This is a genomic window from Variovorax sp. GW821-FHT10D07 (assembly GCF_059415325.1).
Genome location: NZ_JBWKMZ010000015.1, coordinates 14,526 through 40,955 on the forward strand (window position 1 = coordinate 14,526; position 26,430 = coordinate 40,955).

General features: G+C 71.2%; 22 protein-coding genes. 13 read left to right on the forward strand and 9 right to left on the reverse strand.

Annotation, left to right across the window (positions count from 1 at the left end; all coding sequences use genetic code 11):
* Positions 1 to 23: 23 nt before the first annotated feature.
* Positions 24 to 1,277: an aminotransferase class III-fold pyridoxal phosphate-dependent enzyme gene (locus AC07PU_RS33350; protein WP_495322541.1), complete on the reverse strand. Its 1,254-nt coding sequence runs from the start codon at positions 1,275 to 1,277 to the stop codon at positions 24 to 26.
* A gap of 111 nt (positions 1,278 to 1,388) precedes the next feature.
* Between AC07PU_RS33350 and otnK the strand changes: the two genes are divergently transcribed.
* Together otnK and AC07PU_RS33360 are read left to right on the forward strand one after the other, a co-directional pair.
* Positions 1,389 to 2,669: a 3-oxo-tetronate kinase gene (gene otnK, locus AC07PU_RS33355; RefSeq protein WP_495322542.1), complete on the forward strand. Its 1,281-nt coding sequence runs from the start codon at positions 1,389 to 1,391 to the stop codon at positions 2,667 to 2,669.
* Between the two features lie 55 nt (positions 2,670 to 2,724).
* Positions 2,725 to 3,405 (forward strand): class II aldolase/adducin family protein, encoded by a 681-nt coding sequence (locus AC07PU_RS33360; RefSeq protein WP_495322543.1) that lies wholly within the window; start codon positions 2,725 to 2,727, stop codon positions 3,403 to 3,405.
* A gap of 1 nt (position 3,406) precedes the next feature.
* On the opposite strand, the gene AC07PU_RS33365 is transcribed toward AC07PU_RS33360, so the two are convergent.
* Together AC07PU_RS33365 and AC07PU_RS33370 are read right to left on the reverse strand one after the other, a co-directional pair.
* Positions 3,407 to 4,954, reverse strand: coding sequence for a linalool dehydratase/isomerase domain-containing protein (locus tag AC07PU_RS33365; protein ID WP_495322544.1), 1,548 nt, complete (start codon positions 4,952 to 4,954; stop codon positions 3,407 to 3,409).
* Complete coding sequence (locus AC07PU_RS33370; RefSeq protein WP_495322545.1) at positions 4,951 to 5,535, reverse strand: SCO family protein; 585 nt, start codon at positions 5,533 to 5,535, stop codon at positions 4,951 to 4,953. The genes AC07PU_RS33365 and AC07PU_RS33370 overlap by 4 nt, the downstream gene beginning before the upstream one ends.
* A gap of 110 nt (positions 5,536 to 5,645) precedes the next feature.
* Here AC07PU_RS33370 and AC07PU_RS33375 point away from each other — a divergent pair, with 110 nt between their 5' ends.
* From AC07PU_RS33375 to AC07PU_RS33395, 5 genes are all read left to right on the forward strand, one after another.
* Complete coding sequence (locus tag AC07PU_RS33375; protein WP_495322546.1) at positions 5,646 to 6,317, forward strand: TetR/AcrR family transcriptional regulator; 672 nt, start codon at positions 5,646 to 5,648, stop codon at positions 6,315 to 6,317.
* Between the two features lie 116 nt (positions 6,318 to 6,433).
* The gene (locus tag AC07PU_RS33380; RefSeq protein WP_495322548.1) at positions 6,434 to 7,420 is read left to right on the forward strand and encodes a tripartite tricarboxylate transporter substrate-binding protein; all 987 of its coding nucleotides are present in this window, start codon (positions 6,434 to 6,436) and stop codon (positions 7,418 to 7,420) included.
* 84 nt (positions 7,421 to 7,504) lie between these two features.
* The gene (locus AC07PU_RS33385) at positions 7,505 to 9,673 is read left to right on the forward strand and encodes a sensor histidine kinase (RefSeq protein ID WP_495322550.1); all 2,169 of its coding nucleotides are present in this window, start codon (positions 7,505 to 7,507) and stop codon (positions 9,671 to 9,673) included.
* Positions 9,670 to 10,284 (forward strand): response regulator transcription factor, encoded by a 615-nt coding sequence (locus AC07PU_RS33390; protein ID WP_209541795.1) that lies wholly within the window; start codon positions 9,670 to 9,672, stop codon positions 10,282 to 10,284. Before AC07PU_RS33385 ends, AC07PU_RS33390 begins: the two co-directional genes overlap by 4 nt.
* A 168-nt stretch (positions 10,285 to 10,452) precedes the next feature.
* Positions 10,453 to 11,790, forward strand: coding sequence for an MFS family transporter (locus tag AC07PU_RS33395; RefSeq protein ID WP_057591388.1), 1,338 nt, complete (start codon positions 10,453 to 10,455; stop codon positions 11,788 to 11,790).
* A gap of 68 nt (positions 11,791 to 11,858) precedes the next feature.
* Here AC07PU_RS33395 and AC07PU_RS33400 read toward each other — a convergent pair whose 3' ends face one another.
* On the reverse strand, positions 11,859 to 12,491 hold the full coding sequence (locus AC07PU_RS33400; protein ID WP_495322551.1) for a TetR/AcrR family transcriptional regulator: 633 nt from the start codon (positions 12,489 to 12,491) through the stop codon (positions 11,859 to 11,861).
* Between the two features lie 83 nt (positions 12,492 to 12,574).
* Between AC07PU_RS33400 and AC07PU_RS33405 the strand changes: the two genes are divergently transcribed.
* From AC07PU_RS33405 to AC07PU_RS33415, 3 genes are all read left to right on the forward strand, one after another.
* Positions 12,575 to 13,240: an O-methyltransferase gene (locus AC07PU_RS33405; protein ID WP_495322552.1), complete on the forward strand. Its 666-nt coding sequence runs from the start codon at positions 12,575 to 12,577 to the stop codon at positions 13,238 to 13,240.
* Positions 13,241 to 13,373: 133 nt separating this feature from the next.
* The gene (locus tag AC07PU_RS33410) at positions 13,374 to 14,570 is read left to right on the forward strand and encodes an arabinose transporter (protein WP_495322553.1); all 1,197 of its coding nucleotides are present in this window, start codon (positions 13,374 to 13,376) and stop codon (positions 14,568 to 14,570) included.
* Positions 14,571 to 14,700: 130 nt separating this feature from the next.
* Complete coding sequence (locus tag AC07PU_RS33415) at positions 14,701 to 15,102, forward strand: HU family DNA-binding protein (RefSeq protein ID WP_093341107.1); 402 nt, start codon at positions 14,701 to 14,703, stop codon at positions 15,100 to 15,102.
* 78 nt (positions 15,103 to 15,180) lie between these two features.
* Here the strand turns inward: AC07PU_RS33415 and AC07PU_RS33420 are convergent, their stop codons facing one another.
* The 5 genes from AC07PU_RS33420 to AC07PU_RS33440 all read right to left on the reverse strand — a co-directional run bounded on the left by AC07PU_RS33420 (position 15,181) and on the right by AC07PU_RS33440 (position 21,324).
* On the reverse strand, positions 15,181 to 16,113 hold the full coding sequence (locus tag AC07PU_RS33420) for a LysR family transcriptional regulator (protein ID WP_495322554.1): 933 nt from the start codon (positions 16,111 to 16,113) through the stop codon (positions 15,181 to 15,183).
* Positions 16,114 to 16,173: 60 nt separating this feature from the next.
* Positions 16,174 to 17,145 (reverse strand): Bug family tripartite tricarboxylate transporter substrate binding protein, encoded by a 972-nt coding sequence (locus tag AC07PU_RS33425; protein WP_413762437.1) that lies wholly within the window; start codon positions 17,143 to 17,145, stop codon positions 16,174 to 16,176.
* Positions 17,146 to 17,235: 90 nt separating this feature from the next.
* A complete protein-coding gene (locus AC07PU_RS33430) occupies positions 17,236 to 18,717 on the reverse strand; it encodes an FAD-dependent oxidoreductase (protein WP_495322555.1) in 1,482 nt (493 codons plus the stop codon).
* A 48-nt stretch (positions 18,718 to 18,765) separates the two neighbouring features.
* Complete coding sequence (locus AC07PU_RS33435) at positions 18,766 to 20,244, reverse strand: aldehyde dehydrogenase (RefSeq protein ID WP_495322556.1); 1,479 nt, start codon at positions 20,242 to 20,244, stop codon at positions 18,766 to 18,768.
* A gap of 132 nt (positions 20,245 to 20,376) precedes the next feature.
* The gene (locus AC07PU_RS33440; protein WP_256222360.1) at positions 20,377 to 21,324 is read right to left on the reverse strand and encodes a LysR family transcriptional regulator; all 948 of its coding nucleotides are present in this window, start codon (positions 21,322 to 21,324) and stop codon (positions 20,377 to 20,379) included.
* Positions 21,325 to 21,440: 116 nt separating this feature from the next.
* Between AC07PU_RS33440 and AC07PU_RS33445 the strand changes: the two genes are divergently transcribed.
* From AC07PU_RS33445 to ydiJ, 3 genes are read left to right on the forward strand one after another with little or no spacing between them, the layout of a single operon-like run.
* Positions 21,441 to 22,319 carry an amidohydrolase family protein gene (locus AC07PU_RS33445; protein WP_495322557.1) on the forward strand — a complete coding sequence of 293 codons (879 nt, stop codon included), beginning with the start codon at positions 21,441 to 21,443 and terminating at the stop codon, positions 22,317 to 22,319.
* A gap of 22 nt (positions 22,320 to 22,341) precedes the next feature.
* Entirely contained in the window at positions 22,342 to 23,334 is a 993-nt protein-coding gene (locus AC07PU_RS33450; RefSeq protein WP_495322558.1) for a tripartite tricarboxylate transporter substrate binding protein, read from the forward strand.
* Between the two features lie 20 nt (positions 23,335 to 23,354).
* A complete protein-coding gene (gene ydiJ, locus AC07PU_RS33455) occupies positions 23,355 to 26,423 on the forward strand; it encodes a D-2-hydroxyglutarate dehydrogenase YdiJ (protein WP_495322559.1) in 3,069 nt (1,022 codons plus the stop codon).
* The last annotated feature ends 7 nt before the right edge of the window (positions 26,424 to 26,430 follow it).

The following is a 26,430-nucleotide window of genomic DNA, read 5'->3' on the forward strand; positions in this document are numbered from 1 at the left end:
GGTGCGTGCGGGAGATAGGGACGTCAGCGCCGGCCGAAGCGCGCTGCGACGGCGGCGAAGGCCGCGTCGGTGGCCTGCAGGGCCAGGTCGATGTCTTGCACGGTGTGTGCCAGCGACAGGAACATGTTGTGCTTCGGGTGCAGGTAGACGCCGCGGCGCAGCGCCTCGACCGTGAACACGGCCCCCTTGTCGAAGCCCGGGTCTTCGTCGAACAGGATCAGCGGCAACGCGGCCGGACCCGTCTGGCGCACCGGCACGCCATGGCTCGCGGACTGCGCGGCGATGCCGTCACGGAAACGCTGGCCCATGGCCTGCACATGGCCCACCACGTCCTGCGCATCGGCCACTTCGATCGTCGCGAGGCCCGCGGCCATCGCCACGCCGCCCGACCAGAACGAGCCCGTGGTGTAGATGCGCGTGGCCGCTTCGCGCAGCGCATCGACGCCGGTCACGGCCGCGAGTGCGTAGCCATTGGCGATCGACTTGCTCCAGGCGCTGAGGTCGGGCCGCACGCCCACGGTCTCCCAGCTGCCACCCGCATGCACTCGGAAGCCCGCGCGCACCTCGTCGAGGATCAGCGCGGCACCGGCCTGGTCGCAGAGTTCGCGGGCACGGCGCGCGAACGCGGGCGTGGGCAGCTCCTGGTCGATGCCCAGGTCGTGCTTGAAGGCCGCGCAGACGATGGCCGCGAGGTCCGTGCCTGCCTGAGCAACGGCAGCCTCGAGGCTCGCGATGTCGTTGTAGGTGTAGTGGATCAGGTGCGCGCGGTCCTCGGGCGTGATGCCCTGCGGGATCGGCGTGCACCAGGGATCGGCGCCGTGGTAGGCCTTGGTCGCGACCAGCACCTTGCGCTTGCCGGTGGCCGCGCGCGCCACCATCAGGCAGACGGTGGTGGCATCGGTGCCGTTCTTCTGGAACAGCACCCAGTCGGCATGGGCGCTGCGCGCGACGAAGCGCTCGGCCAGTTCGACGAAGCGCGCCGTGGGGCCGTCGAGGCAGTCGCCCAGGGCCTGCTGCCTGCGGGCCGCCTCATCGACCACCGGATGGTGGTGGCCCAGCAGGTTCGGGCCCCAGCTGCACATGAAGTCGATGTATTCGTTGCCGTCGACGTCCCAGACGCGGCAGCCCTGGCCGCGCTCGAAGAACTGCGGATAGCCCGCGGGCAGCGAGGCCGCATTCAGGTGCCCCGTCATGCCGCCGGGCACGACCTTGGCGGCGCGTTGCCGAAGCTGGAGATCGTGCTGGTTCGGCCTGTTCTGCGAGGCGGCGGACGACATTCGGGAACCCTTCGTTGCGTTAGTTTTGAGGCATGATATATCATATTTACTGTAGCGCAATAGCTCACAAACCCGGCATCCGCCCTCGCACGAGAACGATCGGAGACACCCATGGCATTACTGTTCGGCGCCCTCGCCGATGACCTGACCGGCGGCATGGAACTGGCCGCGATGCTGGTGGCGCACGGCGTGCGCTGCGGCTTCGTGACGCGGCCCGAAGCCCTGGCCGAACTCGGCGACGAACTCGACGCGGTGGTGATCGCGCGCAAGACGCGCGTGGTGCCGGCGGCCGACGCGGTCGCGGCCTTCGAGGCCGGCGCGCGCGCGCTGCTGGAGCGCGGCGCGCGCCAGCTCTTCTTCAAGTACTGCGCCACCTTCGACTCCACCGACGACGGTAACATCGGCCCCTGCGCCGACCTGCTGCGCGAGCTCACGGGCGCGAAGCTCACCGCCTTCTGCCCCTCGTTCCCCGAGGCCGGCCGCCGCGTGTTCCAGGGCCATCTGTTCGCCGACCAGATGCTGATCTCGGAGTCGCCCAAGCGCTTCGACCCGCTGACGCCTATGCTCGATCCCAACCTCGTGCGCACGCTGCAGCGGCAGACCGCGACCAAGGTCGGCCTGATCCCGCAGCAGGTGGTGCATGCGGGCCTCGAGGCGATGCGCGCGCACGTGGCCGCGCTCGAGGCCGAAGGCACCGGCTTCGCGATCGCCGACGCGGCCGAGCCCGACGACCTGCGCGCCCTCGCCGGCCTGACCTGGGACTGGCCGCTGATGACCGGCAACTCCTCGATCGGTGCCTACTACCCCGCGCTGTGGCGCGAGCATGGCTGGCTGGCAGCGGGCGACCGCGCGCCGCGCCTGCCGGCGGTCGAGGGCCCGGGCGTGGTGCTGGCCGGCAGCTGCGCCGACCGCTCGATCGAACAGCTGCGCGCCTTCGAGCGCGAACGGCCGGTGCACTGGATCGACGTCGAACGCGCGATCGACGGCGCCGACGTGATCGGCGAAGCGCTGGACTGGGCGCTCGCGGCGCTGCCGCAAGGCCCGGTCGCGATCGCGACCTCGGCGCATGCGCCGGTGATCGAGCGCGTGCAGGCGCGCATCGGCCGGCACGAGGCGGCGGCGCTGGCCGAGGACATCCTCGGCCGGCTCGCGGTGCGGCTGCGCGACGCGGGCGTGAAGCGCTTCGTGATCTCGGGCGGCGAGACCTCGGGCTCGGTGCTCGAGCACCTCGCCATCGACCGGCTGCAGGTCGGCCCCTATGCCGGCCCCGGCATCGCGCGCGCGGTGACCCTCGGCGCCGCGCCGCTCGCGCTGTGCCTCAAGTCGGGCAAGCTGGGGCCGGTCGACATGCTGCTGCCCATGCTGCAGAGCATGCGCGACGCGGCCCGCTGAAGAACCGAACGTCCCACCTTCGCTTCACCGCGCCGACGCGCGCAAGGAACCGCCCATGACCACGTCCCCGTCTCCCCTCCCCCTGTCCGAAGACGCCTTGCGCCAGGCCCTGGCCGCGGGCTATCGCCGGCTCGCGCAGCTCGGCCTCAACAACGGCAGCGCGGGCAACATCAGCTGCCGCTTCGACGGCGGCGCGCTGATCAGCCCCACGGGTGCCGACGCCGACACCATCGACCCGCAGGCGCTGGTGTCGATCACGCTCGACGGCGAGACCCGCGGCGCGGGCATCCCCTCGAGCGAATGGGCGATGCACACCGCGATCTACCGCCGCTACCCGCAGGCCGAGGCCGTGGTCCACACGCATTCGGATGCCTGCGTGGCGCTGTCGGCGCAGCGCCGGCCGATCCCGGCCTTCCACTACATGCTCGCGGGCTTCGGCGGCGACGACGTTCCCTGCGCGCAGTACGCCACCTTCGGCACCGATGCGCTCGCGCAATCGGCGGTCGACGCGCTCGAGAACCGCAGCGCCTGCCTGCTCGCGAACCACGGGATGATCTGTTACGCGGCCACGGTCGAGAAGGCGGTGGCGAACGCCGCCAAGCTCGAGACCCTGGCGCGCCAGTACTGGATGAGCGCGCAGCTCGGCGCGCCCGTGATCCTCGACGCGCAGGAGATGGAGACGGTGCGCCAGCGCTACCGCGGCTACGGCAAGTCGCGGCTGCCCACGCGCGGCTGAGTCAGTCGGCGCCGAACGCCAGCACGAAGGCCGCGGTCGCACCCTCGGGGCAGCGCAGCGCGAAGCCTGCTGGCGTCGCGCGCAACGCCAGGGCCGCGCCGCCTTCGATGCGGTCCGCCTCGCCGCGCGCGACCTCGGCACCATCGCACCACAGGGTCCAGGCACCGCGCGATGCCAGCCGCCCGATCTCGACCTCGACGCCGCCGCGCGCGCCCTCGCAGCGGCGCAGCGCGAAGCGCAGCACGCGCGCCTCGGTGTCGAACACCGCCTGCAGCACATCGACCGCGTCGTCCACGCGCACCAGCGCGGGCTGGCGATGGTGGTCCTCGGGCCAGGGCTGGTTGTAGAGGCGCCAGAGCCCGTCGGGCACGTTGAGGCTCGCATAGCCCAGCAGCACGTTGCCGGTCATCGGCTCGACCAGCGTGCGATGGCCCTGCGCGTCCTCGAGCTGGTCGTTGCGCGGGAAGTGGAAGCCGCCCTCGCGCCAGCTCGGCGCCATGTGGCGATCGGCATGGCGCATGAAGCCCTCGAGCGTGGCCGCGTCGCCCATCTCCGAGGCCCAGGCCGCGGCCCAGCCGAAATCGGAATCGTCGTTGACCACCTGCTGGCCCATCACCGGCGGCCGTTCGGCCGAGCGCACCGAGCAGGCGCCGTCCTCGCCGCGCAGCAGCCAGCCCGCGAGCTGCGCCGGATAGTGCGCATGCACGAAGTCGCGGTTCCACATGTTCATCAGCATGCCGCACCAGGCATCGACCCAGGGCGAGGGGCCGGCGTTGTCGCGCAGCGCCTGCGTGTCCTGCGCCATCATCGTGAGGTAGTGGCCGTTGGCGCCGAGCCGGCCGAAGCGCTCCCAGGCCTGCTGGTAGGCCGTCGTGACCTCGACCGCCATCGCGCCGCCATGCACCAGGTCGTGCAGGCGAAAGCCCAGGATCGCGGGCTGGTTGCAGATCTGGAACACGCAGTTGGGCTCGCAGGCCACGCCGAGGTAGCCGCTCTCGACCATCTGCCAGTAGACGTGCTGGTTGAGGCTGCGCTGGTCGTATTCGAAGCGGCGCTCCTTGCCGCCCCAGAAGAAGGACCAGTAGCTGAAAGTCAGCGCGCCGGGCTGCGCATAGCGGTCGTCGTCGAACAGGTAGTGGTGCAGCAGCGCCATCGACTGCACGTAGGCGCTGTACATGATGTTGTCGCGCCCGACCGGGTTCCAGTCCTCCTCGTAGTCGTGCGAGCGGTGCATGTTGAACACGCTGCCGCCGCGGCTCACGCGCGCCCAGTACATCCAGACCTCGGGCAGCAGCATCTTGGCGATCAGCCGCTCGAACACCGGCCGGAAGGCGCCGGGCGCCGCCGGCAGCCGGTGGCGGTGCGCGAGCGCGATCGCATAGGCCATGTAGGCGAGCTGGAAGCGGTAGCCGCCGAAGTCGTCCTGGCCGGTGCCGCGGCCCTGCATGCCCGACCAGTCGTTGACCGGCTGGCGCGAGAGGTTGGCGAAGTGGCGCAGGTGGCCGGCCTGCCGGTCGCTCAGCGGCGTCGAGGCTTCGGGGCTGTTCATGGCGTGTCTCCCTGCATCAGGTCGGTCATGCGCGCCGCCACCGCGGGCGCATCGAGCGATTCGGCGAAGTGCGCGAGGTAGCGGCCGCCCGGCGCCATGAAATAGGCCAGCGCGGTGTGCGGCACCACGTAGCCGCCGGGCGCCGCCGCGTCGGGCACGCGGCGCGCGAACACGCGAAAGCTCTTCTTCGCGGCCTCGACCTGCGCCTCGCTGCCCGTGAGTCCGACGAAGCCGCCCGGATGGCGCGCCACGCAGGCGCGCAGCACCGCGGGCGTGTCGCGCGCGGGATCGACGCTCACGTAGAGCGGCTGCACGCGCGTAGCCAGCGGGCCCAGCGCCCGCAGCGCCGCGCCGAGCTTGGCGAGTTCACGCGGGCAGACCACCGCGCAATGCGAGAAGCCGAAGAACACCAGCAGGTGGCGATCGCCATAGCTGCGCTGGTCGACCGGCGTGCCGAAGTGGTCGACCAGCGAGAAGGCGCCATCGATCGGCGCGGGCATCGGAGCCGGCGCGGCGGCAGCGGCACCGCCGCAGCAGCAGGACGCGGGCGCGGCATCGGCGAAGGTGGAGAGGAAGGACATGGGCGCATTCTTATTTGAACGCGTTCATTTATAGCCCGGGTTTTCCCGCAGCGCCACCTATACTTCGGCCGTCCCATCGACCCCCACTCCCCTCGCCGGCCCCACGCTCCATGCCCTTGCGCGACCCGAAGCACGACCTGCGCCGCCGCGCGCGCAGCCAGGAAGACAAGGCGCTGGTGCGCGAGGACTTCATCGCCGCGGGCCGGCGTCTGCTCGCGGCCGAGGGCGCGGCCGGCGTGTCGCTGCGGCGCGTGGCGGCCGAGGCCGGCTATGCGCCGGGCAGCATCTACCAGTACTTCCACGACCAGCAGGACCTGTTCTTCCACATCCGCGGCCGCGACATGGACAGCGCCACCGAGCACCTGCGCCAGGCCATCGCGCGCACGCGCGATCCCGCGCGGCGCGTGCACAAGCTGTTCATGGCCACCGCCGACCACTGGCTCGCGCACATGGAGGAGTTCCTCGAGATCTTCCCCGCGCCCAGCCTGCGCGAGCCGCCGCCGCTCGACAGCGAGGGCCGGCCCTTCGGCCGCTCGCGCGCGGTGGTCGACAGCCTGCAGCTCTACTACGACACGGTCGATGCCTTCTTCGCCACGCTGCCGCGCCCGCCGCTGTCCTCGCGGCTCGCGGCCGACACGCTGCTGGCCTCGGTGTTCGGCACCATCGCCTTTCCGTGCATGACGCGCACCATGGCCTGGTCGGACACGCGCGCGATGGTGTCGCAGCTGGTCGAGGCGATGCTCGCGCAGTGGGCGGCGAAGGGCGCGGCGCGCCCGCGTTGAGCGGCACGGGGCGCCGAACGATCGGTGCCCAAATCCGGCGTCCTTGCGGTTGAGCCCGCGCGGCGTGCGCCGAACAATCCGGCCACCCTCCACTCGGCCCCTTCGCCCCGCACGCCATGAAGCCCGCCTCCCTTCGCGCCCTCGCCGCGCGCCTCCTCGTCGCCGCGTCGGTCATGGCGAGCTGCACGCTCGCGCTCGCCGACACCACGCCACTGCGCATCCTGGTCGGCTTCCCGGCCGGCGGCTCCACCGACCTGATCGCGCGCCAGCTCGCGGCCGGGCTGCAGACCGAGCTGGCGCGGCCGGTGGTGGTCGAGAACCGCGCGGGCGCGGGCGGCCAGATCGCGGCGCAGGCGCTCAAGGCCGCGCGGCCCGACGGCCACACGCTGTTCCTCTCGAACGGGCACACGGTGTCCATCGTACCGGTGACGATGGCGAATCCGGGCTTCGATGTCGCGAAGGACTTCGCGCCGGTCGGCCTCGTGACTTCGAACCCCGACGTGTTCGCGGTCAATCCCGCCGTGGTCGGCACGGGCGTGACCGACATCCGCGGCTTCGCGGCCTGGGCGCAAGCCCATGCCGGCCAGAACAGCGTGGGCGTGCCCGCGCCCGGCAGCGGGCCCGAGTTCGCGGTCGGCGTGCTGGGGCGCGCGCTCTCGACGCCGATGACGGCCGTGCCCTACCGCGGCGACGGACCGCTGGTGCAGGACCTCGTGGCCGGCCAGGTGCCCGCGGGCATCGGCGGCGTGGGCGCGATCCTGCCCTACGTCGAGAGCGGCATGCTGCGCCTGCTCGCGGTCAACGGGCCCGAGCGGATCGCGCGGCTGCCCGAGGTGCCGACCTATGCCGAGGCCGGCATCGCGGGCCTCGATGAGATGATGTTCACGGCCGTGTTCGCACCGGCCGGCACGCCCGCCGCGCTGGTGCGCCAGTACAACGCGGCCATCGCCAAGGTGGTGAATGCGCCAGCCTTCGCGCAGAGGATCGCCAGCCTCGGCGTGACCGCGGCCACCAGCACGCCCGAGGCGCTCGCACAGCGCGTGGAGAGCGGGCGCGCCGCCTACGGCCGGCTCGTGAAGACCCTCGACTACAAGCTGCAGTAGCGGCCACTGCGCGGCACATGCGCGCGGGCCGCGACGGCGATCAGGGCAGAATCCCCTGCGCCGCGCCGGTCGGCCCGCCTGTCCATGCCGCCTTCCTCGCCTTCTTCCCACGATCCCCGCGCGCGCCGCCGCCGGCGCGCGCTGCTCCTGGGCGCCGGCCTGCTCGCGCTCGCGGCGCTGCTGATCGGCGCCGCCGGCCAATGGGCGGCCGCGCGCGAGGCCAGCTTCCAGGCCGACTCGATCCGCCGCGCGATGGAAGTGCATGTGCTGGGCCTGCGCGACTCGGCCGGCAAATACAGCTACCTGCCATTCACCGCGGCGCTGCATCCCGAGGTGCTGGCCGCGCTCGCGCACCCCGGCGACGCGGCCGTGAAGCAGCGCGCCAACCTCTACATCGAGGAGGTGAACCGGCAGGCCGGTTCCGATGCGCTCTACCTGATCGACCCGCAGGGCCTCACGCTCGCGGCCAGCAACTGGGCCACGCCGCAGAGCTTCGTCGGCGAGTCCTATGCCAACCGGCCCTACTTCATCGATGCGCGCGCGGGCCGCAGCGGCCTGTTCTACGGCGTGGGCCAGACCACCGGCGAACCGGGCCTGTTCATCTCGGCGCCGGTGCGCTCGGACGCGGGCGCGGTGATCGGCGTGGTGACGGTCAAGGTCAGCCTGCGCGCGCTGCAGGAGGCCTGGACCTTCGTGCGCGACCCGATCCTGCTGACCGACGCGCGCGGCATCGTGTTCCTGAGCTCGGTGCCCGCGTGGATGTACCAGGCCACGCGCCCGCTCGACGCGGTGCAGCTCGAGCGGCTGCGACGCGACCAGCAGTACGGCGCGCGCGCCAGCTTCCCCGCGCTGCCCTGGAAGACGCAGCGCGGCGACGGCGAGCCCGGCTACCTGGTGCGCACCGCGCTCGGCGGCAAGCCGCGCAGCTTCCTCGCGATCGACGAGCCGCTGCCCGACCTGGGCTGGACCCTCACGGTGATGGTCGACCATGCCGAGGTCACGCGCGCGCGCGAGCGCACCTGGATGCTGGGCCTGCTGGGTGCCGGCGTGCTGCTGCTCGGCGGCCTCTACTGGCGGCTGCGCGAGCGCCGCTTCGCCGAGCAGCGCGATGCGCGGCGCGAGCTCGAGCTGCGCGTGCGCGAGCGCACCCACGAGCTCGACGAGGCCCATGCCTTCCGCAAGGCGATGGAGGATTCGCTGCTGGTCGGCATGCGCGCGCGCGACCTCGAGGGACGCATCACCTACGTCAACCCGGCCTTCTGCGAGATGACCGGCTACGGCGCCGACGAGCTGCTCGGCAAGCTGCCGCCCTACCCCTACTGGCATCCCGACGAGGTGCCGCGCCACTGGCACCACTACGACGCCATGATGAGCGGCCAGCCCGCGCTGTCGGGCTTCGAGTCGCGGCTGCGCCATCGCGACGGCCACGAGGTCATCACCATGGTCTACACCGCGCCGCTGATCGACGCCGACGGCGGCCATGCGGGCTGGATGAGCTCGGTGGTCGACATCACCGAGCAGAAGCGCGCCGAGCTGCGCCAGCGCCAGAACGACGAGCAGCTGCAGCATGCGCAGCGGCTCGCGAGCCTGGGCGAGATGGCCTCCACGCTGGCGCACGAGCTCAACCAGCCGCTGATGGCGCTGAGCAGCTTCGCGGGCGCGGCCAAGGCCTTCGCCGAACAGGGCAACCAGGCGTTGCTGGCCAGCAGCCTCGACGAGACCATGGCGCAGGCGCGGCGCAGCGCCGAGATCGTGCGGCGCATCCGCGGCTTCGTGCGCCAGCGCACCGCGGGCACGGAAGACTGCGCGGTGGCCGCGCTGGCCGCCAATGCGCTGGCGCTGCTGCAGGGCGAGATGCGCCAGCGCCAGTCGCGCGCCGAGGTGCGCATCCCGGCCACGCTGCCGCCGGTGCGCGGCGACCGCGTGCTGCTCGAGCAGGTGCTGCTCAATCTGCTGTCCAACAGCCTGCAGGCGATGCAGGCCACGCCGGTCGAACGGCGCGTGGTCGAGCTCGAGGCCGAGGTGGTCGAGGGCCGCATGGAGATCCGCGTGCTCGACCGCGGCACGGGCATCGACGACGCGCTCGCCGAGCAGGTGTTCGCGCCCTTCTTCACCACCAAGCCCGGCGGCCTCGGGCTCGGCCTCAACATCTGCCGCACCATCGTCGAGGCACACCGCGGCCGGCTGGTGTTCGACCACCGTCCGGGCGGTGGCACGGTATTCACCCTCGTGCTGGAGATCCCCTCCCCATGAACGCATCCGCCAACAACCTCTGCGTGGTCGACGACGACGAGGCCGTGCGCCGCTCGCTCGGCCTGCTGCTGCTCTCGCGCGGCTACGCGGTGCAGACCTTCGCCTCGGGCGAGGACTTCCTGGCCGGCGCCGACCTGCAGCGCGCGGGCTGCGCCATCCTCGACCTGCGCATGGACGGCATGAGCGGGCTGCAGGTGTTCGACGCGCTGCGCGCGCAGGACAGCCCGCTGGTGGTGCTGTTCCTCTCGGGCCATGGCGACATCCCGATGGCGGTGGAGGCGGTGCAGAACGGCGCCTTCGGCTGGCTCGAGAAGCCCTGCAACGACGAGCAGCTGCTCGACAGCATCGCGCGCGCCCTGCAGCGCGCCGGTGAGATCGCCGCGAAGCGCCAGGCGCGGCAGGCCGCGCAGGCGCTGTGGGACAAGCTCACGCCGCGTGAGATGCAGGTGGCGCGGCTGGTGGCCGAGGGCAAGCCGAACAAGCAGATCGCGCTCGAGCTCGCGCCGCTCGAGCAGCGCACGGTGGAGACCCATCGCGCCCACGCGTTCGCCAAGCTGGGCCTCGCGAACAGCCACCAGCTCGACCGCTTCCTGCGCGAGCACGGGCTGTAGCCGGGGCCGCGCCAGCCCGGAAACGTCGACCTAGGGTTAACCCTTGCGTACCGCTACGTAGCCGCGCGGCGGTGGGCTACGGACGACGGCGCGCGCGTGCCGCGACAGACTTCCCGGGCACCGATTCAGGCCGCCTCCAGCGGCCGCGACCCGAGACAAGGACACGCCATGAACACCCTCGCCCGCACCGGCGGCGCCCCCGCCGGCGCCTCGCCGGCCGACACCACGCCCTACACCTTCGAGGAGAAGCGCAAGCGCATCTTCGCCATCTTCGCCGCCTCCTCGGGCAACCTGGTGGAGTGGTTCGACTTCTACGTCTACGCCTTCTGCGCGATCTACTTCGCGCCGGCCTTCTTCCCCAAGTCCGACCCCACGGTGCAGCTGCTCAACACCGCCGGCGTGTTCGCGGCCGGCTTCCTGATGCGCCCGATCGGCGGCTGGCTGTTCGGCCGCATCGCCGACCGCAAGGGCCGCAAGACCTCGATGGTGACCTCGGTCGTGATGATGTGCGTGGGCTCGCTGGTGATCGCCTGCCTGCCGACCTATGCGCAGATCGGTGCCGCCGCGCCCGCGCTGCTGCTGCTCGCGCGGCTGCTGCAGGGCCTGTCGGTGGGCGGCGAGTACGGCACCACCGCCACCTACATGAGCGAAGTGGCGATGCGCGGCCAGCGCGGCTTCTTCTCCTCGTTCCAGTACGTCACGCTGATCGGCGGCCAGCTGCTCGCGGTGGTGGTCGTGGTGGTGCTGCAGCAGGTGCTCGACGAGGCCGAGCTCAAGGCCTGGGGCTGGCGCATTCCCTTCGTGCTGGGTGCGGTGGCGGCCATCGTGGCGCTGCTGCTGCGCCGCACGCTGACCGAGACCGCCAGCACCAAGACCCGCGCCGCCAAGGGCGCCGGCACCATGGGCGAGCTGTTCCGCCACCACAAGCGCGCCTTCTTCGTGGTGCTGGGCTACACGGCCGGCGGCTCGCTGATCTTCTACACCTTCACCACCTACATGCAGAAGTACCTGGTGAACTCGGCCGGCATGTCGATCAAGACCGCCAGCAACGTGATGACCGCCTGCCTGTTCATCTACATGTGCATGCAGCCGCTGTTCGGCGCGCTGTCGGACCGCATCGGCCGGCGCAGCAACATGCTGCTGTTCGGCGCGCTCGGCATGCTGATGACGGTGCCGGTGCTCAGCAGCCTGCAGAACGTCGCGAGCCCGCTGATGGCCGGCGTGCTGATCACCGTCGCATTGGCGGTGGTGAGCTTCTACACCTCGATCAGCGGCATCGTGAAGGCCGAGATGTTCCCGCCCGAGGTGCGCGCGCTCGGCGTGGGCCTGTCGTACGCGGTGGGCAACGCCATCTTCGGCGGCAGCGCCGAGTACGTGGCGCTGGGCCTGAAGTCGATCGGCCACGAGTCCTACTTCTACTGGTACGTGACGGCGATGATGGGCGTGGCCTTCCTGGTCAGCCTGCTGCTGCCGCGCCAGGCCACCTACCTGCATCACGACAAGTAAGGCGCTCGCGCATGAAGAAGAGTCCCGCCGCGGGGTCCGCGTCGGGACTCTTTTTTTTTGAGGCCCGACTACTCCGCGCCGAGGCTGCGCAGGTAGGCGCACAGCATGTCGGCCAGCGCCTCGGAGTAGGCCTTGATCTGCGCCTCGGTGCGCGGCGTTTCCGAGAACTGCTTGCCGACCGCGCCGAAGGTGGTGGCGACCAGGTCGCCGGCCAGCGCGCGCCGCGCCTTCGACAAGCCGGGCAGCGCCTCGCGCAGGAAAGCCTGCATCGCGCGCTCGCCCGCGGCGCGCGCGGTCTGCGCCTCGGGCGCGTCGCGGTAGAACGGCGCCGCGTCGTGCAAGGCGGTGCGCATGCCGGCCTCCTCGCACTCCGAGCGCACGAAGGCATGGACCAGACGGCGCAGGCGATCGAGCGGCGGCGTCGCCACGTCCTCGAGGATGCCGCACAGCAGTTCGGTGGTCTGGCGCCATTCGTCGCTCTGCAGCCGGAACAGGATCGAGGCCTTGTTCGGAAAGTACTGGTAGACCGAGCCCACGCTCACGCCCGCGCGCTCGGCCACGCGCGTGGTGGTGAAGCGGTGCACGCCCTCCTTGGCCAGAACCTGAAGGGCGGCTTCGAGGATCGCCGCGACGAGGTCGCTCGAACGGGCCTGCTGGGGCTGTCTTCTCGAGGAGAGCGGGGCGCTGCGGCGGGTGGGCATGGCGTGGCTTTCGGAACGCGAATGGAAAATCTGAAGCTTCCTTCATATTATCGACGCACACCGTCCGACTCTTGAAGAACACCATGAACACACTGACCACCGCACCGCTCGCGCCCCTGCTGGAGCGCCTGTTCGCCGAGGCCGATGCCTCCTCGCCGCGCACCAGCGCCGCCGTTGCCGGCCTGTCGAGCGACGAGCTCGCGCGCCTGATGCAAAGCCGCACCGAGTACCTCGATTTCTACGCACGCCTGAAGGACTTCCCGCTCGCTGTCTCGCGCGAGACCGGCACGCTGCTCTACATGCTCGCGCGCGGCAACGGCGCGCGCAGCATCGTCGAGTTCGGCACCTCGTTCGGCATCTCCACCCTGCACCTGGCCGCGGCCCTGCGCGACAACGGCGGCGGCCGGCTGCTGAGCACCGAGTTCGAAGCCTCGAAGGTGGCGCGCGCCCGCGAGAACCTCGCGGCCGGCGGCCTCGCCGACCTGGTCGAGGTCCGCGAAGGCGATGCGCTGCGCACGCTGGCCAGCGACCTGCCCGACCGCATCGACCTGCTGCTGCTCGACGGCGCCAAGGCGCTCTATCCCGAGGTGCTGGCCCTGGTCGAGGCGCGCCTGCGTCCCGGCGCGCTCGTGATCGCCGACAACGCCGACCACAGCCCCGAGTACCTCGCACGCGTGCGCTCGAGCGCGACCGGCTATCTGTCGGTGCCCTTCGCGTCCGACGTCGAGCTCTCGATGCGGCTCGGCTGAGCCTTTCTTTTTTTCCCGCCAGTCCCGCTGGCCGTAAGCGTCTGACGTCAAGCAACGCACCCCCGCGATCCTCGCGGCCGGGGTGCGTTTTCCTTTTCGCACCGGCCGTCCGAGGAACAACCTGGACCTCCCCATGACCTCCACTTCCGCCCCGGCAATTCCCGCGCCGTCCCGCTCCGCGCAAAGCCGCCTGCTGCTGCTCGCCGCGGTGCTCTTCATCTCCTACCTCTGCGTCGGCCTCTCGCTGCCCGTGGTGCCGGTCCACGTGACGACGCGGCTGGGCCTCGGCAACTTCTGGGCCGGCCTCGCGGTCGGCATCGCCTTCCTCGCCACCGTGCTCACGCGCGCCCCCGCGGGCAGCCTGTCGGACCGCCAGGGTCCCAAGCGCGCCGTGGTGCGCGGACTGGCCTTCTATGTCGCGGGCGCGCTGGTCGCGTGGCTCGCGGGCCTCTGGATTCCCTCGCCGTGGATCGGCTTCGGCCTGCTGGTCGCGGGCCGCCTGCTGCTGGGCCTGGGCGAGAGCCTGGTGGCCGTCGGCGTGATCGGCTGGGGCATCGGCCTCGTCGGTCCCGCGCGCTCGGGCCAGGTGCTCGCGCTGGTCGGTGCCGCCATCTACGGCGCGCTCGCGGTCGGCGGTCCGGTCGGCCTCGCGCTGCTCGAACGCTTCGGCTTCGCCGGTGCGATGGCCACGAGCGCGCTGCTGCCCTGCATCGGGCTGCTGGCGGTGTGGCGGCTCGAGGGCGTGGCGGTGCAGCCGGGCGCGAGCCGGCCCTCGCTGCGCAGCGTGCTCGGCATCATCTGGCCGCATGGGCTGATCGTGTGCCTGCAGGGCATCGGCTTCGCGGCCATCGGCGCCTTCTTCGTGCTGCACTTCCGCGGCCAGCACTGGTCGCATGCGGGCCTCGGGCTCACGGCCTTCGGCAGCGGCTTCGTGCTGGTGCGCATCTTGTTCGGCCACCTGCCCGACCGCATCGGCGGGCTGCCGGTGGCGATCGTGTCGCTGGCGGTCGAGGCCTTCGGCCAGGCACTGATCTGGCAGGCGCCGAGCCCCGTCGCCGCGCTTGCGGGTGCCTTCCTCACCGGCCTCGGCTGTTCGATGATCTTTCCGGCCATGGGCCGCGAGGTCGTGCGGCTGGTGGCACCGCAACTGCGCGGCACCGCGCTCGGCGGCTTCTCGGCCTTCCAGGACCTGGCCTACGGGCTCACCGGCCCCGTGGCCGGGCTGCTCGCGGACCGCGCGGGCTATGGCGGCGTGTTCCTCATCGGCGCGGGCGCGGCGCTCGCCGGCCTCGCGATCGCACTGCGGCTGCGCAGCGTCTCGCGTGCATGAGAAAGCCCCACTCTCCCTTCGCACCGCGGGCCCTCTCTCGCGTTCGAATACACTCCACGCCGCTTGCAGCCTGCATCCGAGGCTGCGCCGTCATAGGCAACATGACGAATCAAACCTATCAGGAACTCAGTTGAACCGCATCGAACTCGTTGAGAAAATCGCCACCACCCACAACGTCAGCAAGGCAGAAGCCGCGCGCATCGTGGAAACGGTCACCAGCTCCATCGTCGCCGCAGTGAAGAAGGGCGACCCCGTCCAGATCGTCGGCTTCGGCACCTTCAAGCAAGTTGCTCGCGCAGCCCGCACCGGTTTCAACCCGAGCGTCGGCACCAAGATCAAGATCGCCGCCCAGAAGGTGCCGAAGTTCGTGCCGGGCGCCGCCTTCAAGGCCGCCGTGGACCCGAAGGCCGCCAAGCGCAAGGCCGATGCCAAGCCCGCCGCCAAGTCGGCTGCGAAGCCCGCTGCCAAGCCGGTCGCGAAGAAGGCTGCTGCCGCTCCCGCCAAGAAGGCCGTGGCCGCGAAGAAGAAGTGATGCACCGCGGCCTCTCGCAGGCCGCATGCACGCGATGAAGACGGCCCCGCGGGGCCGTTTTCTTTTGGCGCGCCGCGATCAGGCGCGCTTCTTAGGCCGCCGCACCGCTTGCGCACCCGTGCTGAATTCGGCCGCCGCCTCCACCACCCATTCGCTGAACAGCTGCACCGCCTGCGAATCGCGCTTGTGCTCGGGGTAGACGAGGCAATAGCGCTTCTCGTGCTTGAGGCTGATGTCGAAGGGCACGGCCAGCGTGCCGCGCGCCACGTCCTCCTGCACGTAGAAGCGCGGCACCAGCCCCACGCCCAGGCCCGCGCGCGCGGCATCGATCACCATCGCATAGAGCTCGAAGCGCATCGCCGGCGGCGGCACCGGCTGCGCCACGCCCGCGGCCTCGAACCAGCGCTGCCAGGCCTCGGGCCGCACGCGCTTGTGCAGCAGCGGCAGCGCGATCAGGCCGGCAGGCTTCTTCAGCTTCGAGAGGTCGAAGTGGGCCGGGCTCAGCACCGGCACCACCTCCTCCTCGAACAGATGCACCTTCTCGACCGCATCCCACACCGGGTCGTCGAAGTGCAGCGCGGCATCGAGGTTGGTGCCGCGGAACGCGAAGGGCTCGGCGCGCTCCGACAGGTTGACGGTGATGCCCGGGTTCTTGCGCAGGAAGTCGTGCAGCCGCGGCAGCAGCCAGCGGCTCGCGAAAGTCGGGATCACGGCGAGCTCGAGCACGCCGCCCGCGCCCTTGTGCTGCATCAGCGACTTGGTGTGCAGCTCGATCTCGTCGAGGTTGCCGCGGATGTTGCGCGCATAGAGCCGGCCCGCGTCGGTCAGCACCACCTGCTTCTTGCCGCGGCTGAACAGCTTCACGCCGAGGAAGCCCTCGAGCACGGCGATCTGCCGGCTCACCGCGCTCTCGGTCAGGTACATCTCGGCCGCGGCGCGCGCGAAGCTCTCGTGGCGCGCGGCCGACTCGAACAGCGACAAGGCGACGGTGCTGGGGATTTTTCGCTTCATGACGGATCGCGGCCCTTGGATCGAGGCCCCATTCTTGACCAGGACCAGCCGCGGCGGCACCTATTCCTCCACCTGGATGCGCGCCGCACGCACCACCGCGCCCCAGCGCGCGTTCTCGCTCTTCACGAAGGCACCGAAGTCGCGCGGCGCGATGTTCGAGGGCGTGTAGCCGATGTCGGTCATTCGCGCGCGCGCCGCCGGATCGCGCACCACCTTCTCGACCTGCGCCTGCAGCGCCTCGACCACGGCGGCGGGCGTGCCGGGTGGCGCGAGGATGCCGAACCAGGTGTCGGCATCGACCGCGTAGCCGAGCTCCTTGAGCGTCGGCACGTCGGGCAGGCCCGCGAAGCGCTCGGGCGAGCCGAGCGCGAACAGCTTGAGCTTGCTGCGGCTCGCCACCGCCAGCGGCGTGGGCACGAAGCCGTACTCGACGTCGCCGGCCATCACGGCCGACATCACGGGCGCGGCGCCCGCATAGGGCACGGGCAGCGCCTTCGTGCCCTCGGCGCGCGAGCGCAGCAGCTCCATGCCCATCTGCGCCATGCTGCCCGGGCCCCAATGCGCATAGGTCACTTCCTTGGCACGCGCGCGGGCCACGAAGTCGGCCACGTCCTTGGTCTCGCTCGCCGGCCGCGCGGCCATCACGAAGCCCATCTTCGCGACCAGTGCCACGGGCTGGAAGCCGTCGGGGTCGTAGCGCACGGCCTTCTTGTAGATGTGCGGCGAGACCGAGATGAAGTCGGCCGCCGCGAACAGCAGCGTGGTGCCGTTGGCCGGCGCGGCATAGACGTAGTTGGCGCCGAGGATGCCGTTGACCCCGGGCCGGTTCTCGACGATCAGCGGCTGGCCCAGCGTGCTGCCGATCTGCGTGGCGACCAGCCGCGCGAGCACGTCGGTGCCGCCGCCGGGCGCATAGGGCACGACCAGGCGTATCGGCCCGGGCGGTGCCCAGTCGGCGCGGGCCGCGAAGCCGCCGAGGGCCGCGCAGGCGATGGCCAGGGCCGCGAGGCGGCGCGTCGTGATGAAGGGCATGTCTGTCTCCTTGGTGGTGTGTGTGGACGTGCCGCGCCGCACCGCGCGTGCGGCGATGGCGAAGCAGCCGGGAAAAAAGCGGGGGGCGCGCTAGCGCGGCGCCGCCTGGCGCGCGGCATGCGCGCCCGCGATGCGCCCGAACACGGCGCCGCGCAGCACCGAGGTCGCGCCCGTGTAGACCTGGTGGTAGAGGCCAGCGGCCTCGCCGGCCGCATAGAGGCCGGGGATGGTGCGGCCGTCGTTGTCGACCACCTGCGCATCGCGGTTGGTCTTCACGCCGCCGAAGGTGAAGCAGATGCCCGACATCACCGGGTAGGCGCAGAAGGGACCGCGCGCCAGCGGCAGCGCCCAGTTCGACTTGGGCGGCGCGAGGCCCGCGGTGGCCACGCCGTCCACCGCGAGCGGCGAGAAGCGCGCGTCGGCATCGCCCGCGCAGGCCGCGTTGAAGGCCGCCACCGTGGCCAGCAGGCCGGCCGGGTCGATGCCGCAGGCGCGCGCGAGCGCCTCCAGCGACTCGGCCTCGAGCGGCGGCTGGTCGGTGCGGATGCCCTTCTTCCAGTTCGGTACCTCGTGGATGCGCTGGTCGTAGACCATGAAGGCGATGCCGTCGGGCTGGTCCTTGATGGCGCGCGCGATCGGGTCGTAGTGCACGTCGACCGGCCCCGGCGCCTCGTCGACGAAGCGCCGGCCCTCCTTGTTGACCAGCAGGCCGTACGAGAAGCTCATCACCAGCGGCTCGACCTGGGCCGAGCGCGGGTCCATCGGCTCGGCATGGTAGGAGCCGAAGTCGCCGGCCGGCGCGCCGCCGGCGTCGAGCGCCATGCGAATGCCCTCGCCGCGGTTGTAGTAGCCGCCGCGCGCCACCGGCCGCAGGTAGCGCGCCTGCGGGCCGATGTAGCGCGTGAGCATCTCGGGGTTGCCCTCGAAGCCGCCCGTGCCCAGCACCACGCCGCGCGCCACGATGCGCCGCACGCTGCCGTCGGGCCCGACGGTGTCGACCGCCAGCTCGCCGCGCGCATCGGCGCGCCGCAGTTGCTGCGCGGTGCTGCGGTAGCGGATCGACACGCCCAGGCGCAGCGCTTCCTCGCGCAGCGCCTCGATCAGCGCGAGGCCGCCGCCCACCGGCATCAGCCGCGGCGCGGCCGCGGTCACGAAGTAGGTCGGCAGCGCCGCGAAGCGCACGCCGAAGCCCTGGAGCCACCGCACCGTGGCGCCGGCCTCGCCGGCCAGCGTGGCGACCAGCTCGGGGTCGGGCATGCCGTGCGCCTTGACGTGCGGCGGCCAGTCCTCGTAGGGCGCGGCCGCATGCTGCACGATCTCGGGGTCGATGTGGTGGCCGGCATTGGCCACCAGCAGTTCCTCGAAATCGTCGCTGACCTCGGTCTCGCTCTTCATGCGGAAGTAGGACTCGGTCCAGCGCGTGTTGCCGCCGAACTCCTCGGGCGTGGCGCGTTCCAGCACCGTCACGGTCGCGCCCGCGGCGGCCGCGGCCACCGCCGCGCTCAGGCCTGAGATGCCGCAGCCGACGACGAGCACGTCGCAGCGGTCGATGGGCAGGGATGCTTCGTTCATGTCTCTACTTTCCTTCTTCTTGCGCCGGCATGCCTGGAGCGAACCCGCTCAGTACTTGCGGATGAACGGGTCCGGCATGTCGAGCTCGGTCGAGATCCACACGCTCTTGGTCTCGAGGAATTCCTTCACCGCCTCCACGCCGCCCTCGCGGCCCTGGCCGCTGTCCTTGAAGCCGCCGAAGGGCGTGGTGAAGCTGGTCGAGCGGTAGTTGTTGATCCACACCGTGCCGGCCTTGAGCCGCTCCGACATGTGCATCGCGCGGTGCAGGCTGCGCGTCCACACGCCAGCCGCGAGGCCGAAGCGGATGTCGTTGCCGATGCGCACCGCGTCGGCCTCGTCCTTGAACTTGAGCACCGACAGCACCGGCCCGAACACTTCCTCCTGCGCGATGCGCATGCCGTTGTCCACGCCCGTGAAGATGGTCGGCTCGACGAACTGGCCCGCGCCGTAGCCCGGGCCGCTGCGCACCTTGCCGCCGAAGGCGCAGTGCGCGCCCTCGGCCTTGGCGATGTCGATGTAGCTCACCACCTTGTCGAACTGCGGCCGCGTGGCCACCGGGCCCACCTGCACGTCGGGCAGCGAAGGGTCGCCGAGCTTGGCCTTGGAGGCGATCGCGACCAGCCGCTCGACGAACTCGTCGTGGATGCTCTCCTGCAGCAGCAGCCGCGAGCCCGCCATGCAGGTCTGGCCGCCGGCCGAGAAGATGCCGGTGATCACGCCGTTGGCGGCGCGCGCGAGGTCGGCGTCGTCGAACACGATATTGGGCGACTTGCCGCCGAGCTCGAGCGTCACGCGCTTGAAGTGCTTCGCCGCCGCCACGCTCACGCGGCGCCCGCCCTCGTCGCCGCCGGTGAAGGCGATGCAGGCCACGCCCGGATGCTCGACCAGCGGCTCGCCCACTTCCTTGCCGAAGCCCGTGACCACGTTGAACACGCCGGGCGGAAAGCCTGCTTCGGCGAACAGTCGTGCAAGCTCGAGCAGCGACACCGAGGTGTGCTCCGAGGGCTTGGCGACGATGGCGTTGCCGGCCGCGAGCGCCGGCGCCACCTTCCAGGCCGTCAGCAGCAGCGAGGAGTTCCACGGCGTGATGGTGCCGACCACGCCGATCGGCTCGAGGCGCGTGTAGTTGAAGACCTTGGGCTTGTCGATCGGGATCACCGCGCCCTGGATCTTGTCGGCCAGGCCGCCGTAGTAATAGAAGTACTTCGCCATGTACGACACCTGGCCGCGCACCTCGCTGCGCAGCTTGCCGTTGTCGCGCGCCTCGGCCTCGGTGAGGGTGTCGAGGTTGGCCTCGATCAGCGCGCCCAGGCGATGCAGCAGCATGCCGCGCTGCGTGGCCGACATCTGGCCCCAGGGGCCCTGCATCGCGGCCTCGGCCGCCTTCACCGCGCGGTCGACGTCCTCGGCATTGCCCTGGGGAATGCGGGCCCAGGGCTCGCCCGTGAACGGGTCGAGCGAATCGAACCACTGCGCCGATGCGCTCGCCTGCCATTCGTTGCCGATGAAGAGTCTGTACTGCTGCATTGCTTGCGTGCTCCGTGGGTGGGCCGGGTGAACTGGATGAATGGCTTTCAGTTTCCGGCGCGGCACGCGGGGGCACAAGCGATGAGTCCTGGGCCTCTCGTGAGCTTTCGTCATCGATGGCCGCGGCGGCGTTCAGCGCAGCACGCGCGACTTGTCGTAGGCCTCCTCGAAGATCTGGTGGATCAGTTCGCGGAACCAGCGGTGGCCCGCGTCGTGCTCGTTGCGCGGATGCCAGACCGCGTCGATCGACAGGCCCAGCTCGGGCAGCGGCATCGGCATCGCCACGCAGTCCGAGCCCGAGAGCACGCTGTCCATCCAGTGCGCGGGCATGGCCGCGATCAGGTCGGTGGATTCGATCACGGGCACCATGCCGAGCCAGGTCGGCACCTGGATCATCACGCGGCGCGCGAGCCCGCGCTCGGCCAGGATCTCGTCGAGGATGCTGCTGCCCACGCCCGAGACCTTGAGATGGCCCAGCGACAGGTACCTGTCGAGCGTCATCGGCTCCGAGGCCGCGGGATGGCCCTTGCGCATCAGCACCATCCACTGGTCGTCGAGGATGCGCCGCGAGGCCGACAGCACCGAGCGGCCGCGCGACACCGAGAGCCGGATCTCCACGCCCTCGTACTCCACGCGGTCCGAGGGCTGGTACATGTCGAAGGACTGCACCGACAGGCTGACGCCGGGCGCCACCGAGCTCAGGTGGATGCACAGCCGCGGCAGCAGCAGCACGCCGACGTAGTCGGACAGCCGCAGGTGGAAGGTGCGGCGCGCGGTCGCGGGATCGAAGCCGCCGCGCACCTCGATCGCGCTCTCGATCTCGCTGAAGGCCTTGCGAAAGCTCGTGGCCAGCCGCACGGCCTCGGGCGTGGGCGCCATGCCCTGCGGCGTGCGCGTCAGGAGCGGGTCCTTGAACTGCGTGCGCAGGCGGCGCAGCGCATGGCTCACGGCCGAGGCGGTCAGGCCCAGCCGGGTGGCGGCCTTGACCACGCTGCGCTCCTCGAACAGGGCTTCGAAGATGACCAGCAGGTTGAGGTCGATGCTGCGCAGGTTCAGGGGCGGGCCGCCGGCGGCGTTCATGGGATGAATCCGGTTCACGATGAAGATGACAAAGATGATCTTGCCTCACGCGGGGGGCTCTCAGAACAATAGCCCGCATCCCCAGCCCCCTCTCCATGGCATCGATCTTCTTCTCCATGGCATCGCTTTCCATGCACGACCGGCTTCCCCCGACCTCCGCCATTCCCGACAGCGCCCGGATATTCCCCGAAGGTTCTTGCGACACCCACTTCCACGTCTTCGGCGACGCGCGCGAATTCCCGCTGATCGACGAGCGCTCGTACACACCGGCCCCGGCCTCCATGGCCGACTACTGGGCCGCCTTCGGCCCGGTGGGCGTCGAGCGCTGCGTGCTGGTGCAGCCCAGCGTCTACGGCCGCGACCATTCGCTGCTCAAGCGCATGCTGCGCGAGGCGGCGCCCGGCAGCATGCGCGGCGTGGCCGTGATCTTCGAGGACACGAGCGAGCGCGAGATCGAGGAACTGCACGCGCTAGGCGTGCGCGGCGCGCGCTGCAACGCGCTGTTCTCGGGCGGCGTGTCGGCCGCCAGCCTGCGCGCCATCGCCGACCGCATCGCGGCCTTCGGCTGGCACCTGCAGCTGCTGGTCGACGTCGAGCACGATCCCGATCTGGTGCCGCGCGTAACCGCCACTGGGTTGCAGGTGGTGGTCGACCACTTCGGCCATCCGGCGCCCGGCGCGACACCGCAGGGCCCCGGGCTCGCGAACCTGCGCGCGCTGCTCGCGGAAGGGCGCGCCTGGGTCAAGTTCTCGGGCGCCTACCGGCTCAGCGCATCGGCCTGCGCCACCGACCCCGCCGTGATCCCGCTGGCCCATGCGCTGGCGCGCGCCAACCCCGAACGCATCCTCTGGGGATCGGACTGGCCGCATCCCGGCATCGACGCGCGCGCCACCGCCGGCAGCGAACTGGCCGGGGCGCTGCGCGCCTGGTTGCCCGACGGCGACCTTCGACAGGTGCTGGTGCGCAACCCCACGCAGCTTTACTGGAACCATTGATTCATCACAGGGAGACGTTCGAATGACCGACAACAACTTCAACCGCAGGGCCTTCATCCAGGGCGGCGTCGCGCTCGCCGCAGCGGCGGCGGCATGGCCCGGCATGGCGCAGGGCCGCGCCTTTCCGACCAAGCCCATCACGCTGATCGTGCCCTTCGCGCCGGGCGGCAACGTGGACATCACCGCCCGCACCCTGGGCGTGCCGCTGACGCGCCATGCGGGGCAGTCGGTGATCGTCGACAACCGCGCCGGCGGCGGCGGTGCCGTGGGCACGGGCTGGGCCTCGCGCGCCGAGAACGACGGCCATTCGCTGCTGGTGGCCACGCCGGGCCAGCTCGGCACCCTGCCCGAGATGATCAAGGTGCCCTACCGCGCCGACAACTTCGTGCCCGTGGCCGTGCTGAGCCGCACGCCCGTGGTGGTGGTGGTGCGCGCCAACGATGCGCGCTTCAAGACCGCCGGCGACTTCCTGCAGGCGATCCAGGCCAAGAGCGAGAACGTGACCATCGGCCATGCGGGCCCGGGCTCGCCGAATCACCTGGCGCTGCTGCAGCTCGAGGACGCCGCGAAGGCACGCGTCAATGCCGTGCCCTACAAGGGTTCGGGCCCGGCCGTGGTCGACCTGCTCGGCGGCCAGATCGACGCCGTGATCGACCAGGTCACGAGCTCGGCGCCGCACCTCAAGAGCGGCGGCCTGCGCGCGCTGCTGGTGCTCGGCCCGCAGGTCGGCGGCATGCTGGCCGGCGTGCCGAACCTGGCGCAGCAGGGCATTCCGAGTTTCGACGCCACCACCTTCGTCGGCGTGTTCGCGCCCAGGGGCATCGCGCCGCAGACCGTCGCGAGCCTGCAGGGCTGGATCTCGAAGTCGGTGGCCGAGCCCGAGTTCTCGAAGCCGATCCGCGAACTGGGCAGCGAGCCCCTCGCCGAGAGCGCGGCCTACCTGCAGCGGCTGGTGCAGGAAGACGCGGTGCTGGCGATGCGGCTGGTCAAGCAAGGCCGCCTCAAGGCGGACTGAGCGGCGCTGCACGGCCGGCCATGATCGCCCACGTTCCACCCCCGGTCACGCTGGCGCAGCACTACCGGCAGTTTCTCGCGGCGCTGGCCGCCGCAGGCTTCGAGGGCGAGATCAGCCAGCGCCATGCCGACCGCACGGTGCTCGCGACCGACAACTCGATCTACCAGCGGCTGCCGCAGGCCGTGGTGTTCCCGAAGCATGCCGACGACGTGGTGCGGCTCGCGAGGCTGATGGACCGCGACGAACACCGGCGCGTGGTGCTCGCGCCGCGCGGCGGCGGCACCGGCACCAATGGGCAGTCGCTGACCGACGGCATCGCGGTCGACCTGTCGCGGCACCTGAACGGCATCGTCTGGATCGATCCAGTACGGCGCGTGGCGCGCGTGCAGGCCGGCGTGGTCAAGGACCAGCTCAACGCGGCGCTCGCGCCGCATGGCCTGTTCTTCGCGCCCGAGCTGTCGACCTCGAACCGCGCCACCATCGGCGGCATGGTCAGCACCGACGCGAGCGGCCAGGGTAGCTGCGCCTACGGCAAGACGCGCGACCACGTGCTCGCGCTCGAGGTCGTGCTGCCGGGCGGCGAACGCTTCACGAGCCGCCCTGCCGGACCCGACGAACTCCAGGCCCAGCTGGCACGACCCGGCCGCGTGGGCGATGCCTGGCGCTGCGCGCACCGGATCGCCGAGCGCGATGCCGCGCTGATCGAGCAACGCTTTCCCAGGCTCAACCGCTGCCTCACCGGCTACGACCTCGCGCACCTGCGCGAGCGCGACGGGCGCTTCAACCTCAACAGCGTGCTCTGCGGCGCCGAAGGCTCGCTGGGCTTCATCGTCGAGGCCGAGCTCAAGCTGCTGCCGATTCCGCGCCACACGGTGCTGGTCAACGTGCGCTATGCGAGCTTCATGGATGCGCTGCGCGATGCCCAGGCGCTGATGGCGCATGCGCCGCTGTCGATCGAGACCGTGGACTCGCGCGTGTTGATGCTCGCGATGGAGGACATCGTGTGGCAGGGCGTGGCCGAATACTTCCCCTCGAGCGAAGACAGCGCGCCCACGCGCGGCATCAACATGGTCGAGTTCAGCGGCGATTCGCTGGAGGCACTCGAGACCCGGGTCGCGGCCTTCGTCGCGCACCTCGCGCGCGATGCCGGCGCGGCGCGCCTGGGCCACACCATCGCGGCCGGCCATGCCGCCGTGACCCGGGTCTATGCGATGCGCAAGCGCGCGGTGGGCCTGCTGGGCAATGTGCAGGGCGAGGCGCGGCCGCAGCCCTTCGTGGAAGACACCGCCGTGCCACCCGAGCGGCTCGCCGACTACATCGCCGAGTTCCGCGCGCTGCTCGACGGCCATGGCCTCTCGTACGGCATGTTCGGCCACGTGGACGCCGGCGTGCTGCACGTGCGGCCCGCGCTGGACCTCAAGGACCCGGCCCAGGCCGCGCTGATCCGCCCGCTCTCCGACGCGGTGGCACGGCTCACGCAGAAGTACGGCGGCCTGCTCTGGGGCGAGCATGGCAAGGGCGTGCGTTCCGAATACGCGCCGGCCTTCTTCGGCCCGCTCTATGCGTCGCTGCAGGAACTCAAGGCCGCCTTCGATCCGCACAACCAGCTCAACCCCGGCAAGATCGCGACGCCCGCGGGCATCGATGCGGCGCTGCTGCGCATCGACGAGGTGCCGATGCGCGCCGACGCCGACCGCCGCATCGACGAGCGCGTGTGGCAAAGCTACGCCAGCGGCATGCATTGCAACGGCAACGGCGCCTGCTACGACTTCGACCCCGACGAGGCCATGTGCCCCTCGTGGAAGGCCACGCGCGAGCGCCGCCATTCGCCCAAGGGGCGCGCTTCGCTGCTGCGCGAATGGCTGCGGCTGCAGGGCGAGGCCGGCGTCGACGTGCTGCAGGCCGCGGCGCGGCAACCCTCGTTCCTGGCCGGGCTGCCCGCGCGCTGGCGCAACGGCCGGCGGCGTTCGAACGCAGACGACTTCTCGCACGAGGTCTACGAGGCGATGGCCGGCTGCCTGGCCTGCAAGTCCTGCGCGGGGCAATGCCCGGTGAAGGTCAACGTGCCGGAGTTCCGCGCGCGCTTTCTCGAGCTCTACCACGCGCGCTACCTGCGCCCGCTCAAGGACTACTTCATCGGCTCGCTCGAATACAGCATGCCCGGCCTCGCGCGCATGCCGGCGCTCTACAACGGCCTGATGGCCCTGCCCGCGGTGCGCGGCCTGCTCGCGCGGCATGCCGGCATGGTCGACGCGCCACTGCTGAGCCGCTTCGATTTCGGCGCCACCCGGCGGCGCTGGAACGTGCGCCATGCCACGCCCTCGACGCTGGCGCGGCTGAGCGCCGACGAGCGCGCGCGTTCGGTGGTGCTGGTGCAGGACGCCTTCACGCGCTACTTCGAGACGCCCGTGCTCGCGGCCTTCATCGCGCTGGCCGCGCGGCTGGGCTGCACCGTGTGGCTCGCGCCCTTCCGGCCCAACGGCAAGCCGCTGCAGGTGCAGGGCTTTCTGCGCGCCTTCGACCGCGCGGCGCGCCGCAACGCCGACATGCTCGATGCGCTGGCGCAATGCGGCGTGCCGCTGGTCGGCCTCGATCCCGCGATGACGCTGGTCTACCGCCAGGAGTACGCCAAGCTGCCGCGGATGGCGCGCCTGCCTTCGGTGCTGCTGCCGCAGGAATGGCTGCTCGATGCGCTGCCCGCCGAAGCGCCGCCGCGCGCCGCACCGAGCGACTTCCGCCTGCTCGCGCATTGCACCGAGAAGACCAACGCACCCGCGGCCGCCGCGCTGTGGCCCCGGGTGTTCGCGCGCGCCGGCCTGCGGCTCGAGGCGCAGGCCAGCGGCTGCTGCGGCATGTCGGGCACCTACGGCCACGAGCAGCGTAACCTGCAGACCTCGCAGCGGATCTTCTCGCAGTCGTGGGCGCCGCTGCTGGCGGCCGAGCCCGGGCCGGCGGAATTTCTCGCCACCGGTTATTCGTGCCGCAGCCAGGTCGAGCGGCTGCAGGCGCGGCGCCTGCGCCATCCGGTGGAGGTGCTGGCGCAGCTGTATGGCGGTGGTGACGAAAAGGACGCCGACGCCGCGCACTGAACCCATC